This is a genomic window from Arthrobacter sp. zg-Y844, assembly GCF_024385465.1.
In the GTDB taxonomy this organism is placed as follows: domain Bacteria; phylum Actinomycetota; class Actinomycetes; order Actinomycetales; family Micrococcaceae; genus Arthrobacter_B.
This window is the reverse complement of the sequence record NZ_JANFLS010000001.1, coordinates 184075-198436: the sequence shown is the minus strand read 5'-3', so window position 1 is coordinate 198436 and position 14362 is coordinate 184075. Positions and strand designations below refer to the sequence as shown.

At 62.5% G+C, this 14362-nt stretch carries 11 protein-coding genes and 1 pseudogene; 9 read left to right on the top strand and 3 right to left on the bottom strand.

The features are described from left to right. Positions 1–89 precede the first annotated feature (89 nt). From glf to wecB, 7 genes and pseudogenes are all read left to right on the top strand, one after another. Positions 90–1292 (top strand): annotated as a pseudogene (glf, locus tag NNX35_RS00910) (UDP-galactopyranose mutase); the annotation flags it as partial. Further along, entirely contained in the window at positions 1289–3286 is a 1998-nt protein-coding gene (locus NNX35_RS00905; RefSeq protein WP_370646907.1) for a glycosyltransferase, read from the top strand. The pseudogene glf and the gene NNX35_RS00905, both read left to right, overlap by 4 nt. 31 nt (positions 3287–3317) lie before the next feature. After that, positions 3318–4187 carry an ABC transporter permease gene (locus NNX35_RS00900; RefSeq protein WP_255764709.1) on the top strand — a complete coding sequence of 290 codons (870 nt, stop codon included), beginning with the start codon at positions 3318–3320 and terminating at the stop codon, positions 4185–4187. A gap of 2 nt (positions 4188–4189) precedes the next feature. After that, positions 4190–4924, top strand: a complete 735-nt coding sequence (locus tag NNX35_RS00895; RefSeq protein ID WP_255866745.1) for an ABC transporter ATP-binding protein — start codon at positions 4190–4192, stop codon at positions 4922–4924. Between the two features lie 127 nt (positions 4925–5051). Beyond that, complete coding sequence (locus NNX35_RS00890) at positions 5052–6989, top strand: DUF6541 family protein (RefSeq protein WP_255866744.1); 1938 nt, start codon at positions 5052–5054, stop codon at positions 6987–6989. A 50-nt stretch (positions 6990–7039) separates the two neighbouring features. Beyond that, positions 7040–8131 (top strand): NAD-dependent epimerase/dehydratase family protein, encoded by a 1092-nt coding sequence (locus tag NNX35_RS00885; RefSeq protein ID WP_255764705.1) that lies wholly within the window; start codon positions 7040–7042, stop codon positions 8129–8131. Beyond that, entirely contained in the window at positions 8128–9276 is a 1149-nt protein-coding gene (wecB, locus tag NNX35_RS00880; RefSeq protein WP_255764704.1) for a non-hydrolyzing UDP-N-acetylglucosamine 2-epimerase, read from the top strand. Before NNX35_RS00885 ends, wecB begins: the two co-directional genes overlap by 4 nt. A 70-nt stretch (positions 9277–9346) precedes the next feature. On the opposite strand, the gene NNX35_RS00875 is transcribed toward wecB, so the two are convergent. Beyond that, entirely contained in the window at positions 9347–9772 is a 426-nt protein-coding gene (locus NNX35_RS00875; RefSeq protein ID WP_255866743.1) for a DUF2304 domain-containing protein, read from the bottom strand. Beyond that, positions 9769–10512, bottom strand: a complete 744-nt coding sequence (locus NNX35_RS00870; protein ID WP_255764702.1) for a glycosyltransferase family 2 protein — start codon at positions 10510–10512, stop codon at positions 9769–9771. The genes NNX35_RS00875 and NNX35_RS00870 overlap by 4 nt, the downstream gene beginning before the upstream one ends. 182 nt (positions 10513–10694) lie before the next feature. Here NNX35_RS00870 and NNX35_RS00865 point away from each other — a divergent pair, with 182 nt between their 5' ends. Continuing rightward, entirely contained in the window at positions 10695–11720 is a 1026-nt protein-coding gene (locus tag NNX35_RS00865; protein WP_255764701.1) for a polysaccharide biosynthesis protein, read from the top strand. Between the two features lie 59 nt (positions 11721–11779). Beyond that, positions 11780–13009 carry a glycosyltransferase family 4 protein gene (locus NNX35_RS00860; protein ID WP_255866742.1) on the top strand — a complete coding sequence of 410 codons (1230 nt, stop codon included), beginning with the start codon at positions 11780–11782 and terminating at the stop codon, positions 13007–13009. A gap of 68 nt (positions 13010–13077) precedes the next feature. On the opposite strand, the gene NNX35_RS00855 is transcribed toward NNX35_RS00860, so the two are convergent. Next, positions 13078–14358 (bottom strand): hypothetical protein, encoded by a 1281-nt coding sequence (locus tag NNX35_RS00855; RefSeq protein WP_255866741.1) that lies wholly within the window; start codon positions 14356–14358, stop codon positions 13078–13080. Positions 14359–14362: the final 4 nt, after the last annotated feature.

Sequence of the window (14362 nt, the reverse complement as noted above, 5' to 3'; positions counted from 1 at the left end):
GGCGGTCCGCAGGGTGCGCTGAAAGTGCCTGCGCGGCAATAGTCGGATACCCTTGACCCGGGTATACGCCGGTTCGGCCATACCGTACCAAACAGGAGAAACAAGTGAACGTTGACCTCGTCGTCGTTGGGTCGGGCTTTTTCGGCCTGACCGTAGCCGAGCGCGCTGCAAAGGAACTGGGCCTGAAGGTCGCCGTCCTGGACCGCCGCCATCACATTGGCGGCAACGCCTATAGCGAGAACGAAGCCCAGACGGGAATCGAGGTGCACCGGTACGGTGCCCACCTGTTCCACACCTCCAACGAGCGCGTCTGGGAATACGTCAACCGGTTCACCGAATTCACCAATTACGTGCACAAGGTCTACACCAGCCACAAGGGCGAGGTGTACTCCATGCCCATCAACCTGGGCACGATCAACCAGTTCTTCCGCGCTTCCATGGGCCCGGCCGAGGCAAAGGCCCTGATCCTGGAACAGGCCGGAGAGCTCGCCGGCACCGACCCGGCAAACCTTAACGACAAGGGGATCCAGCTCATCGGGCGCCCGCTGTACGAGGCTTTCATCAAGTACTACACGGGCAAGCAGTGGCAGACGGATCCCAAGGACCTGCCGGCTGAAATCATCAGCCGCCTCCCCGTCCGGTACAACTATGACAACCGGTACTTCAACGACAAGTACGAGGGCCTGCCTGTCGACGGTTACACGGCGTGGATCGAACGCATGGCAGATCACCCGAACATCCAGGTGCACCTGAAGACCGACTTCTTCGATGAGGGCCACGAGTTCTCCCGCAACAGCACCCTGGGCCAGGTTCCGGTCATCTACACCGGAGCCGTGGACCGATACTTCGACTACGCCGAAGGGGACCTGTCCTGGCGCACGATCGACCTCGAAGAAGAGGTGCTGCCGATGGAGGATTTCCAGGGCACGTCGGTCATGAACTACCCGGACGAGGATGTTCCCTACACCCGGATCCACGAGTTCCGGCACTTCCACCCCGAGCGGAACTACACCAAGGACGCCACCGTCATCATGCGTGAGTACTCACGCTTCGCGGAGAAGGGCGACGAGCCGTACTACCCCGTGAACACGGCCGAGGACCGCGCCAAGCTCCTGGCTTACCGCGACCTGGCCAAGGGCGAAAAGTCCGTTCTCTTCGGCGGACGCCTGGGTACCTACAAGTACCTGGACATGCACATGGCGATCGGCTCTGCCTTGTCGATGTATGACAATAAGATCAAGCCCCACTTCACCGGTGGCGCAAAGCTGGAAAGCGGAGGAGTGGACGCGTGAGCAGCGAGACAATAGACGAGACGGGCTACCTTCCCGGTATCACGACGGCGCGTCCGGGTCGCGACGACTCCGGGCTGCGGATCCTGCAGCGGGTCGTATTGCCCAATGACAAGGACCTCGACACCTTGCCGCTCTACATCGACAGCGACACGGGCAAGGGCGGCCTGGACGAAAATTCCACCCGGAAGCGCAGCGTCGCTCCTTCCGGCCGCCAGCTGCATCCCGAGGACATCCTCGGCCGTTCGTCGGTCCGCGTCCGTCCCGGAGAGCGCCTTTCCTTCGGCTCCTACTTCAACGCGTTCCCGGCCAGCTACTGGCGCCGCTGGACAACCGTGGAGAGCGTCATCCTGCGCGTATCCACAGTCGGTGAAGGCACGGTTGTCGTCTACAAGTCCAACGCCCGCGGCGCGGCCCAGCGGGTGGAATCCCGCCAGGTAACCGGCTCCGGCACGTGCGATTTCGAGCTCACGCTTGCACCGTTCGGCGACGGCGGCTGGTACTGGTTCGACCTCATCGCCGATTCCGAGGGGATGGAGCTGGAGTCCGCGGACTGGAGCGCCGTCTCCGACAAGCCCGCCGGCAGCATCACGCTTGGTGTTACCACGTTCAACCGCCCGGACTACTGCCTCAACACCATCAAGGCGATCCAGGGCGACGACGGCGTCCTGGCGATCCTGGACGAACTGATCATTGTGGACCAGGGCAACCAGAAGGTTGCAGACGAGGCCGGGTTCAGTGACGTTGCGGCTGCGATGGGCAGCCAGCTGCGCATCATCAACCAGGGCAACCTGGGCGGATCCGGCGGCTTCGCCCGGAACATGAGCGAGACCGTGAAGGCCGGACGCTCCGACTACGTGATGCTGCTCGACGACGACATTGTCCTCGAGACCGAAGGCATCCTGCGGGCCGCCGCCTTCGCGGACATGTGCCGGAAGCCCACCATCGTGGGCGGGCACATGTTCGACATGTACAACAAGTCGGTGCTCAACGCCTACGCCGAGGTCGTCAACCAGTACCGCTTCCGGTGGGGTCCGGTGGACGGCCTGGCCAACCACGACTTCGCACTCGAAGGCCTGCGGTCCTCCTCCATCCTGCACCGCCGCTGGGATGCCGACTACAACGGCTGGTGGATGTGCCTCATTCCGACCCAGATCATCAGGGAAATCGGATTGTCGCTGCCGGTCTTCATCAAGTGGGACGACGCCGAGTACTCCCTGCGTGCACGGTCAATGGGCTACGCCACGGTTTCCCTTCCCGGTGCTGCGGTCTGGCACGTTTCCTGGGCCGACAAGGATGACTCCGTCGACTGGCAGGCGTATTTCCACGAACGCAACCGACTGATTGCAACGCTGCTGCACTCTCCGTACGCCAAGGGCGGCCGGATCCTGCGCGAAAGCATGAACACGGACGTCAAGCACCTGTTCTCGATGCAGTACTACCCGCAGAAGGCCCGTCTCATGGCCCTGCGGGACGTACTCCAAGGCCCTGAGAAGCTGCACGAATCCCTGCCTGCCATGATGCCCCAGCTTCGTGCCATGCGGTCCGAATACACGGACAGCGTTGTCAAGCAGGAGCCCTCGGCCTTCCCCGAGCCGCACATGCGCAAGCCGCCGAAGAAGCCCATCAGCACCAAGTCGCCTTCCCTGGCCGGCCTGATTCCGTGGGCAGCCAAAACGGTCCTGAAGCAGGCGGTCATTCCGCCCGCCGCCGAATCGCGGGAAAAGCCGCAGCTCGTCGTCGCCAATCAGGACAGCAAATGGTGGGTTCTCTCCAAGCTGGACAGCGCAATCGTGTCCAATGCCGACGGTACGGGTGCCTCCTGGTACCAGCGTGACCCGAAAAAGGTCCGCAGCATGCTTTCCGAGGCTGCGATGCTGAAGGCGAAGCTCTTCGCAGACTGGGAAGAGCTCAGTGCACGGTACCGCGACGCCCTCCCGGACATTACGTCCATGGAAGCGTGGCAGAAGACCTTCGATGAGAACCCCGGTGACTAGTATCCGCGCCACACAGTCAGGGGCAACCCCCATGAATGACGAGCTCACCGTACCGGGGCGGAGCGGAAGCCTCGGGGATATCCTGAGGCACCGTTTCCTGCTCAAGCTCCTGGTATCCAAGGAACTCAAGGTCAGGTACCGGGGATCGGTGCTGGGGCTTCTCTGGTCCTACGTCAAACCGGGCGTCCAGTTCGTTGTCTTCTACGTCGCCCTTGGTGTCTTCATGGGCTTGGAAGAGAGCCCCCGCAACCCCGACGGGCTCGCGAACTACGCCATCTACCTCTTCTCCGGCATCGTGCTGATCAACTTCTTCACCGAAGCCCTGGGGAATGCGTCGCGGTCCATCGTGGGGAACGGCGGATTGATCAAGAAGATCTACCTGCCGCGGCAGCTGTTCCCCGTGGCATCAGTGTGGGTCTCGGGCGTCCACTTCGTTCCGCAGATCCTGATCCTCCTCGTGGCGTGCCTTTTCAACGGCTGGAGGCCCTCCCTGCTGCAGTTGGCGGCCGCCGGTGCGGGGTTCATCATCGTGGGAATGCTCGCCACCGGACTGGGGCTGCTCTTCGGTGCGGTGAACGTCTACTTCCGCGACGCGGAGAACCTGGTGGACATGTTGCTCATGATCGCAACATGGGCCTCGCCGGTGCTGTATTCGTGGAACATGGTCCAGAGAGAGCTGGGGGAGACGTTCTTCAATGTCTACCAGCTGAACCCGATCACCGTGGCCGTGGAAACCTTCCACTTCGCCTTCTGGCTTCCCACCACCGACGGTGCGGAGGCGATTCCGCCGCACCTGTTGTCCGTGTGGATACCTATCGCCCTGGTTGTATCGGCAGCTCTACTGCTGATCGGCCAGCTCGTCTTCCGTCGCCTTGAAGGCCGTTTCGCGCAGGAGCTGTGACCGTGGCAAACGCCATCGAAGTACATAACGTAAGCAAGCAGTTTGTTTTGCGGCACACCCGCTCCATGAAGGAAGCCTTCGTCTGGCTGGTCAAGGGCCGCAAAGGCGACCTTTCCGAAAAGTTCCATGCGCTCAAGGGTGTTTCCCTCGACATCGAGCAGGGCGAGACGGTGGCACTGCTGGGCCTGAACGGCTCCGGCAAGTCCACCCTGCTGAAGCACATATCGGGTGTTATGCGCCCGGACAGCGGAACCGTGGGAACCCGCGGCCGCGTGGCCGGCCTGATCGAGGTGGGGGCAGGCTTCCACCACGACCTCAGCGGCAGGGACAACGTCTACCTGAACGGCGCGATTCTCGGGATGACCGAGGACGAGATCAATGCGAAGTTCGATTCCATCGTGGAGTTCTCGGAAATCGGCCAGTTCATCGATACCGAGGTGAAGTTCTATTCCTCCGGCATGTATCTCAGGCTGGCGTTTTCCGTCGCGGTCCACACGGATCCCGAGGTGTTCCTCGTGGACGAGATCCTCGCCGTGGGCGACGAACCGTTCCAGCGGAAATGCATCGACAAGATCAAGCAGCTGGCGGGGGAGGGCAAGACCCTCGTAGTGGTCAGCCATGACCTCGACCTGGTGTCCCGGATCTGTGAGCGCGGCGTGCTGCTTGAACACGGCGAAGTGATCATGGACGGGCCGGTACGCGACGTCGTCGACCGCCTGCGCGGCATTGACGGGTGAGGTTCGCGGCGGGCCGCCGCAGCCGGCGGCAGGCCCTGTACTACGCTGGTCTAGTCTTTTAGCAAACTGAAGGTAGGTAAGAGTGTCCTGGTGGTCCGAAGTCCCACTGTTTTTGGCGACCGCGGGATTGTTCCTCATTCCTGGGCTGCTGGTTGCGTGGCTGAGCGGCGTCCGCGGCTTTCCCCTCTTCGCGTTTGCGCCGGCGCTGACCGTCACGCTGGTCTCGGTGGGGGCGGTGCTTGCACCGCTGGCCGGACTCAACTGGATTGTGGGCGTTGGTCTCCTGACGGTGGTCACCGCAGGGATTGCGTTTGCCGTTCAACGGTGGCGTGGAGGCACTGTCGGCCGCCCGGCCCGGGACTGGGCCAATACGGCTGCCCTGGCCTTTGCCGTAGCCGTGGCGTTCTTCCTGATCGGCCGCAGGCTGCTTTTCGTCTACGGGGAGCCGGAAGCTTTCTCCCAGACCTTCGATAATGTCTTCCACCTCAACGCGATCCGCTACATCATGGAAACCGGCGCGGCTTCGACGTTCGATGTCGGACGGATGGCCGGGAACTCCTATTACCCCGCCGCATGGCACGACATGGTGGCGCTTGTGGTTGAGTTCACCTCGGCCGGGATCCCCGTAGCGGTCAATGCCGTCAATTTCTTCTCTGCCGCCGTTGTATGGCCGCTGGGATGCATCTATCTGGTCCGGCAGCTCTTCGGCCGCAGCATCGTACTGACGCTGCTTACCGGCGTATTGTCCGCAGCCTTCGGCAATTTCCCGCTGCTGATGCTCGACCACGGCGTCCTGAACCCCAACGTCCTGGCAATTGCGTTGCTGCCGGTGGTCTTCGGCGCAGCGGTCAACGCGCTGGGCCTGTCCAGTGAAGTGCAGTACACCCCGACGATCCGGTGGCTGCTGCTGCTGGCCATGATCCCTGGCATGACTCTCTCCCATCCAAGTACCACAATGGCCTTGCTGGCGATGCTGGTCCCTGCTGCTTTTGCTTTGGCCTTCCGGCGGACGGTGACGGTACCTGCCGATGTACCTGCCGAAGGGCAGGGCAGCCGGACGCGTGCCGCCAAGCTCTGGCCCTGGGTCGGGGTGGCAGCCTACATCGGTGCCGTCGCCTACCTCTGGACCGTGGCGCGTCCACTGGAAGCCGCGTCGACCTGGGTTCCCATCCAGTCCACCGGCCAGGCCATAGGCGAGGCAGTCTCGGGCACGGCCCTGGGCCGGCCGGTTACCTGGACCGTGTTTATCCTTACCGCGGCCGGACTGGCATTCCTGTTTGCGCAGCGGGGAACCCGCTGGATTGGCGCCGTGTACGTCGTCATTGCCGGCTTTTACGTTGTGGTCTCATCCTTCCCGCAGGAGGACCTGCGGATGTACCTGACCGGTGTCTGGTACAACGATTCTCCCCGCCTCGCAGCGCTGATCCCGGTGGTGGCGGTTCCCGTGGCCGCCTACGGCGGCTGGAAGCTGCTGGCGTGGGTGGCCGGACTTCCCCTCGTTGCTGCCGGCGTGGACCGGATCCGGCATGCGACGTTCGGGAAGCCCGCTTACGGGGCCGTGGCCGTTGTTGCTGCAGTTGCCCTTGTCGGGGCCAGCACCTACCTCACGCAGAAGGACAACATCCGCGACGCAGCGGAGTCGGCTCAGCGCAGCTACCTCCTAACCCCGGAGTCCGGCCTCATTACAACGGACGAACTCGAACTCCTCAATCGGTTGGATGAAGAGGTGCCGGAAGATGCAGTCCTGACCGGCAATCCCTGGACCGGAACTTCGTTGGCTTACGCCCTTGCGGATCGCAGGACCCTCCAGTTGCACCTCCTCGCGACATATGGAGACGACGTCGACATCATCTACAACCACCTGCGCGATGCCTCGACGGATCCGGAGGTATGCCCGGCAATCGAATCCACGAGTGTGGACTACGTCCTGGACTTCGGCAGGCAGGAAGTCCACGGCTACGACCACGGCTTCGTCGGGCTCCAGAACCTGGAAGAGACCGGCACAGTGCGGCTGGTCGACCAGGCCGGAGACGCGAAGCTGTATGAAATAACGGCCTGCAAATAGAGTCCCGGGACACAGGTCCCCGCGTATACAAAACCGGAAAAGGTAACAGCATGAGTTTCGTAATCACGGGCGGCAACGGCTTTCTCGGCTGGCACACCCGCGTCTTGGCCCACAGCCTGGGCGAGTCCTGCGTCAGCATCGGCCTGGGCGACAGGTTCAATCGGGAAGAGGCCGTTTCCGCTCTTGCCGGGGCGGACACCCTGGTTCACATCGCCGGTGTAAACCGGGGTACGGACGAAGAAGTAGCCGAGGGAAATCTCCTGTTTGCTACTCAGCTCGAGGACGTCCTCGCGGCCGCCGGCCCGTCGCTGAAAACGGTTGTGTATGCCAACTCGGTGCAGCAGGGAAACGGCACTGTCTACGGGCAGGCCAAGGCCGACGCCGGCCGGACCCTCGCCGCAGCGGCGGCCCGGGCGGGGGCCGAGTTCAAGGACATCGTGCTGCCCAATCTGTTCGGCGAGCACGGGGTGCCCTTCTACAACTCAGTCGTGGCGACCTTCTGCCACCTGACCGCAGCAGGTGAAACGCCCACTGTGCAGGATGACAAAGTGCTGACGCTCCTGCACGCACAGGACGCTGCGGAGCTTCTCCTGGGCGTACGGCCGCAGGCGGAGCAGCAGCAGGTGGAAGTGCAGTGTTCCGTGAGCGGCTTGCTGGAACGTATCCAGGCCATGGCTGCGGCATACGAGACAGGGACCATCCCCCGGCTGGACTCGGATTTCGAGCGCAACCTCTTTAATACCTACCGTTCCTTCCTTACCGGCGACGGCCTTCCGCGCGTGCTGGAACTCAAGACGGACCCGCGCGGGTCCTTTGTCGAACTGATCCGCTCGGAAGGCGGAGAAGGACAGAGTTCCTTCTCCACCACCAAACCGGGGATTACCCGCGGGCAGCACTACCACCGGCACAAGATTGAGCGGTTTGTGGTCATGTCGGGCACCGGCGAGATCGCCATGCGCCGAATGTTCTCGGATGAGGTCGTTCGATATTCTGTAAACGGAGAACAGCCTGTTGCCATAGACATGCCGACAATGTGGTCGCACAACATTACGAACGTCGGACCCAACGAGCTCTACACAGCATTCTGGGTCAACGAAATCTTTGATCCCGCATCACCCGATACCTTCCCGGAGGAAGTATGAATACCCCGTCACGCAAGCTCAAGGTCCTCACCGTAGTTGGAACGCGGCCTGAGATCATCCGTCTCGCCGCAACCATCCGGCGTCTTGACCGGTCTACGGAACACGTGCTTGTGCACACCGGGCAGAACTACGACTACGAACTCAACGAGGTCTTCTTCGAGGACCTGGGCCTTCGCCGCCCGGACCACTTCCTTGCCGCTGACACGAGCTCGCTCGGAGCGGTCCTCGGCAGCATCCTTGCCAAGCTTGAGACAGTGCTGCTGCAGGAAAAGCCGGACGCCATGGTGGTGCTGGGCGACACCAACAGCTGCATCTCAGCGCTTATCGCGCGCCGCCTGAAGGTTCCCGTGTACCACATGGAAGCAGGCAACCGCTGCTTCGATGAGAACGTCCCTGAGGAAGTCAACCGCCGGCTGGTGGACCACGTTGCGGACTACAACCTCGTCTACACCGAACACGCCCGCCGTAACCTGCTGGCCGAGGGTATCCACCCGTCCCGCATCCTGCTCACCGGGTCACCGATGCGCGAGGTGCTGGAAGCCAATGCCAAGCAGATCGCCGAGAGCAATATCCTCGCAGACCAGGGACTGACTGCCGGGGAGTACTTCCTGGTCAGCCTGCACCGTGAAGAAAACGTGGACAACCCCAAGCGCCTCAAGGAGGTGCTGGGTGCCCTGCAGCATCTCGCGCAGAACTATGGACTGCCGGTGCTGGTTTCCACCCACCCGCGCACGCGTAAGCGGCTTGAGGACCAGCCGGAGGAGCTGAAGCAGGGTCTGCGGTTCCACGCACCCTTCGGCTTCAACGACTACGTCCAGCTGCAGATGTCCGCAAAGCTGGTGCTCTCCGACAGCGGAACGATCAGCGAAGAGTCCTCCATCCTCGGCTTCCCGGCCGTGACCCTGCGTGACTGGATCGAGCGTCCCGAGTCGCTGGACTCCGGCGTCATCATCACCACGGGCGTCGAGACGGACTCGATCGTTGACGCGATCGAAATCGTTCTGGACCAGGCCGGTACCGACGGACTGGCCGATGCGCCTGCGGAGTACCAGATCACGGATACCTCGCGCCGTACGGTCAACTTCATCCGGTCCACGGCACACAGCCACCACCGCCGGGCCGGCCTGAACATGGACAAGGCCTAGGCTCCCCACTAAAAAGCTCCCCCCGCTGCCAGGCAGCGGGGGGAGCTTTTTTGCGTTGGACGCGGCGGGCCTAGTGGCCAGTCGCTTGCTGCACCCCGCCCTGCGGGGACGTATCGCTGCGCAGCAGCTGCCCGGCGTCGGAAGGGGTGCCGGAGGCCTGCTCCTCCAGGGCCAGGACCGAGGACCGGAGGATAGCGACTTCCTCCGCCAGAACGCGGATTTCCTCTTCGCTGACGGACTGTTCCCAGGACAGGTGCAGGCAGACACCGATCAGGAGCAGGAAGGACATGCCGAACAGGAAGTTTGAACCTACCTGTACCCCGATTGCGGAACTGACGATGTTCAGCAGGTTGGGCCAGCCGGCCAGGACCAGCGACGCAACGCCGACCACCAGCCAGAGGGCAGCGTATTTCTCCTTGAAGTGCTTGCGCCGGACCAGCTCAAGCACGAGCGCGACGACAACGAATGCGAATATAAACGCGGCAATATTGATCATTTTGAGGCAACCTCCGCCTGGTGCGGCTTGCTCCCGCTGCGGCTCAACGCAAAGAGGAGGGCGAATACGGAACGCAGCAGGTAGATCGCTGCCTTGGCCGGGTTGTGGCTGGGCTGTCCGCCCTGCCGGGCACGCATGGCGACCGGGACCTGAGTCACTGTGCAGCCGGACTTGATAGCCACCACCAGGGAATCGATGGTATCTCCGAGGTACTCGGCTGGATAATGCGCAATGTACTGGTTTATCGCCTTGACATTTCCCGCCCTGAAACCGGAAGTAACATCAGTCAGCTTGGTCTTGGCAAGCCGGGAAATAACGGCTGCGAGAAATACCATGGCCCATTTCCGGGGGCCGGAAACCGTATAGTTTCCCTTCTCCGCGAAACGTGCGCCAATGGAAATATCCGCATGCTGCAGTCCGGCCAGGACGGTTTCAATTTCAGCGGGATCATGCTGCCCGTCGGCGTCGACCTGGATTACCGTCTCGTAGCCAAGCCGCTGGGCGTATTTGAAACCGGCGCGCATCGCGCCGCCGACGCCCATGTTGAAGGGGAGTTTCAGGACGGTGGCCCCGGCGGCTTCGGCGACGACGCCGGTACCGTCGGTGGAACCGTCATCCACAACCAAGACGTCGTAGCCGCGGTCGGTGTCCTGGATCTCCTGAACGGTCCGGCCTACCGTTTCGGACTCATTCCAGGCAGGCATGATGACCAGCACACGAGGGGAAGTTTCAGATGACATGCCTAGAGTTTACTCGGCGAATGCGGCCAGCCATTAATCGACGGGCGCCCGGCGGGGCATTCCAGTCTTGTGGCGCGCGTCCCGTCAGGCGGATCCAAGGCATAACCGCTGATATCATCTAGGGGGTTCCGGGGTCCGGCATTGGATCAACCCGCGACATTTTCTATCCCTGAGGAGACCAGTTGTTCAGGAACAAGACTCTGCTAATCACCGGAGGTACCGGCTCGTTCGGCAATGCTGTGCTGAAGCACTTCCTCCACACAGATATCGCTGAAATCCGGATCTTCTCCCGTGATGAGAAGAAGCAGGACGACATGCGCCGGGAATTCAACAGCCCCAAGCTCAAGTTCTACATCGGGGACGTGCGGGACATCAACAGCGTGCGGGAAGCCGTACGCGGCGTGGACTACATCTTCCACGCAGCTGCACTGAAGCAGGTACCCTCGTGCGAGTTCTTCCCCATGGAAGCAGTGCGTACCAACGTCATCGGGACCGACAATGTCCTGACGGCAGCCATTGACGCCGGCGTGAAGAAGGTTGTCTGCCTGTCCACGGACAAGGCTGCCTACCCGATCAACGCCATGGGCACCTCCAAGGCGATGATGGAAAAGGTTGTCATCGCCAAGTCCCGGAACGTGGATCCCAAGGACACCCTGATTTCCTGCACCCGCTACGGAAACGTGATGGCTTCGCGCGGTTCGGTAATTCCGCTCTTTGTCGAGCAGATCAAGGCAGGCAAGGACTTGACGGTTACCGACCCGGATATGACCCGTTTCCTCATGAACCTCGACGAGGCAGTGGACCTGGTCCTCTTCGCTTTCGAACACGCGAACCAGGGCGACCTGTTCGTGCAGAAGGCTCCGGCGTCCACGGTGGGGGACCTCGCCGCAGCCATGAAGCAGATCATGCGCGCCGACGTCGAAATCCGCACCATCGGCACTCGGCACGGCGAGAAGGCGCACGAGACCCTGCTGACCCGCGAAGAGCGGGCCAAGTCCGAGGACCTCGGCGGCTACTTCCGCGTTCCGGCCGACACCCGGGACCTGAACTACGGAAAGTTCTTCGACGACGGCCAGGACATGGCACAGGTTCCCGAGGAATACACATCGGAAAACACTGAGCGCCTCACGATTGACGAGGTCGTCTCCAAGGTGATGACCACTCAGTACATGCGTGACCTGCTTGCCGGGGAACCTGCGGTCAGCTAAGTCCGGTTGCCCGCCGGCAACGGCGTCCAGCAGTAAACATCAGGTGAGGAGCCTTGAACGTGCCCAACGAGAGAATCCTGGTTGTCTGCCAGCACTTTTGGCCTGAAGGATTCAGGCTCAACGATATTGCGGCGTATTTCGTGGAGAACGGCCTCGAGGTCGAGGTGCTGTGCGGGCTGCCGAACTACCCCAAGGGCGAACTGTTCCCGGGGTACACGTTCAAGGGTCCTTACCGGGAGAACCACAACGGGATCGACGTCCACCGGACGCTTGAGATTCCCCGGCGCGGCAACACCAGCGCCAGGATCTTCCTGAACTACGTTTCGTTCCCCTTCTTCAGCCTGTTCCACATCCCCAGGATGCTGTTCGGGAAGTATGACCGGATCTTCCTGTACCAGCTTTCCCCGGTCATGATGTCGCTGGCAGGCATCATCGTGGGCAAGATCCGCAGGATTGAAACCACGATGTACGTCCTGGACCTTTGGCCGGAGAACCTTTACTCGGTCATCAACGTGAAGAACAGGTTCCTTCGCGGCATGCTCGAGAAGGTTTCCCACTGGCACTACCGCAACGTGGATAAAATCGTGGTTCTTTCGGACCTGATGAAGGAACGGCTGTCGGGAGTGTCCGGCCTTCCCGCCGAGAAGATCACGGTCATCCCGCAGGCCTGCGAGAAACTCTACGAAGAGCAGATTGTCGACGAGGATCTTGCCCGCCGGTTCGAGGGCGGCTTCAAGGTGGTTTTCGCCGGCAACATCAGCCCTGCCCAGTCCTTCGACACCATGATCGAGGCTGCCCGGCTGATCCGCGACGAAGGCATCGACGACGTCCAGTGGGTGATTGTCGGTGACGGAATGAGCAGGGCCGAGGTGGAAGCCAAGGTGCAGGAGAAGGGCCTCTCCGACAGCTTCCACTTCGAAGGCCAGCGGCCGGTCGGGGACATTCCCCGGTACACGGGCATCGCTGACGCACTGGTGGGATGCCTGGTAACCAGCGACCTTCTCGAAGCGACCATCCCCGCGAAGGTGCTTTCCTATATTGCCTCCGGCAAGCCGCTGGTCCTGGCGATGGACGGCGAGGTCCGCCGCCTCGTGATGGACGAAGCCGGCTGCGGTCTCGTGGGACCCACGGAAGACGCCCGTGCGCTGGCGGACAACGTGGTCAAGCTCTACCGGATGAGCAATGCCGAACGTGAATCCCTGGGGGAGTCAGGCCGGGCCTACCACTTCGAGAACCTGGAACGGAACATCGTGCTGGGTAAGCTGAAGGACTTCATCCTCGAGGCGTAAAGCCGCCCCGTCACTGCCTGCTTCGGCGGCGCTGCCTATGAGGCGGCGCCGCCTTTTACGTGGCGGCGCTACTTAGCGGTGCTGCCGGAGGGCAGGCGGATCAGGGCAATGACGTGGACGGCTATCCCGGCCAGCGGTCCAACCGTCAGGCTCAGGACGCACCGCAGGTCCAGCGGGACCGGAAGCAGAAGCAGCAGGACGGACACGACGGTACCGAGAATCCACCCGATCGAGTAGACCCGGTGATGGCCCAGGGCGATGGCCGCCGTACCGGTCAGGGTGATCAGGGCGATCAGGCTCGCTGCGAATGTCAGCCCGGCCAGGACCCAGCCGGAAATACGGTAGTCAGGCCCGAAAATGCCCATCAGGGACGGTCCGACCAGGGCGGCCAGCCCGGCGCCCACCAGTCCGACAAGCAGGATGGCCCCTACCGGCTTCACGAAGGCGGAGAGGCTCCCGCGTGCCTGCATGATCAGGTTCATCGCCACGCCCTGGAAGGCCTGCAGCGGAATCATGATCGGCGCGCGGGTCATGGAGACTGCCAGCAGCAGCGGCGCTGAAAGCGCGTACTCCTCCGGCGTTGCGGTCATCTTGACCAGGATGGGGAAACCGACCACCAGGGTGGCCGAGGACGCCGCTGACAGCAAGGCGTAGCCGGTTTGGCGCAGCGTGCCGCCCAGGCCTACGTCCGAGCGTGCCCCCGCCGCCGAACGCGCTGCGGGGGAGAAAATGATCAGCGAAAGCCATGCCGCCAGGGAAGCGATGCAGGCCAGCTCGACGCCGATCAGCGGAGCGGCCAGGAGCGCCGCCGCGCCGATGGCGGCAAACCGGATCAACGATTCCAGGGTCACCAGGTTCGCGAAGGTTCCCCAGCGGTCGGTTCCCTGAAGGCTGCCGGCGAGGGCTGCGTGCCCGGAATACAGGACGGCGAAGACGGCAAGCGCCGTCATCACCAGTCCGGTGTTTCCGGGGAAGAGATGCCGGCCGAGCGGCCAGAGGGCCAGTATCACGGCGGCCGCACCCACTCCGATGAGCGCCCCGGAAAGGATCGGGCGGGAGAACCATCCGCCGTGTGCAGGGGCACCCAGAACCACCGCATGCGTGGATCGTGTGGACTCTGCCTGAATGCCGCCCAGCGTTCCCTGGACGAAAAACAGGGCCGCCCAGAACGCCAGGAAGTCCGCGTTCTCCTCAATGGAAAGCGTCCTGCTGGTCACGAGGAGGATGAGGACGCCGGCGAGGGCGGAGATGATGGACGAAATCCCTACCCTGGAGGCGCTTTTCCCGGTGAAGCCACCGCCGCCCGGTCCTGAGACTGCCTTGGTGGGGTTGGTTTCACGTCGCGTCAAAATC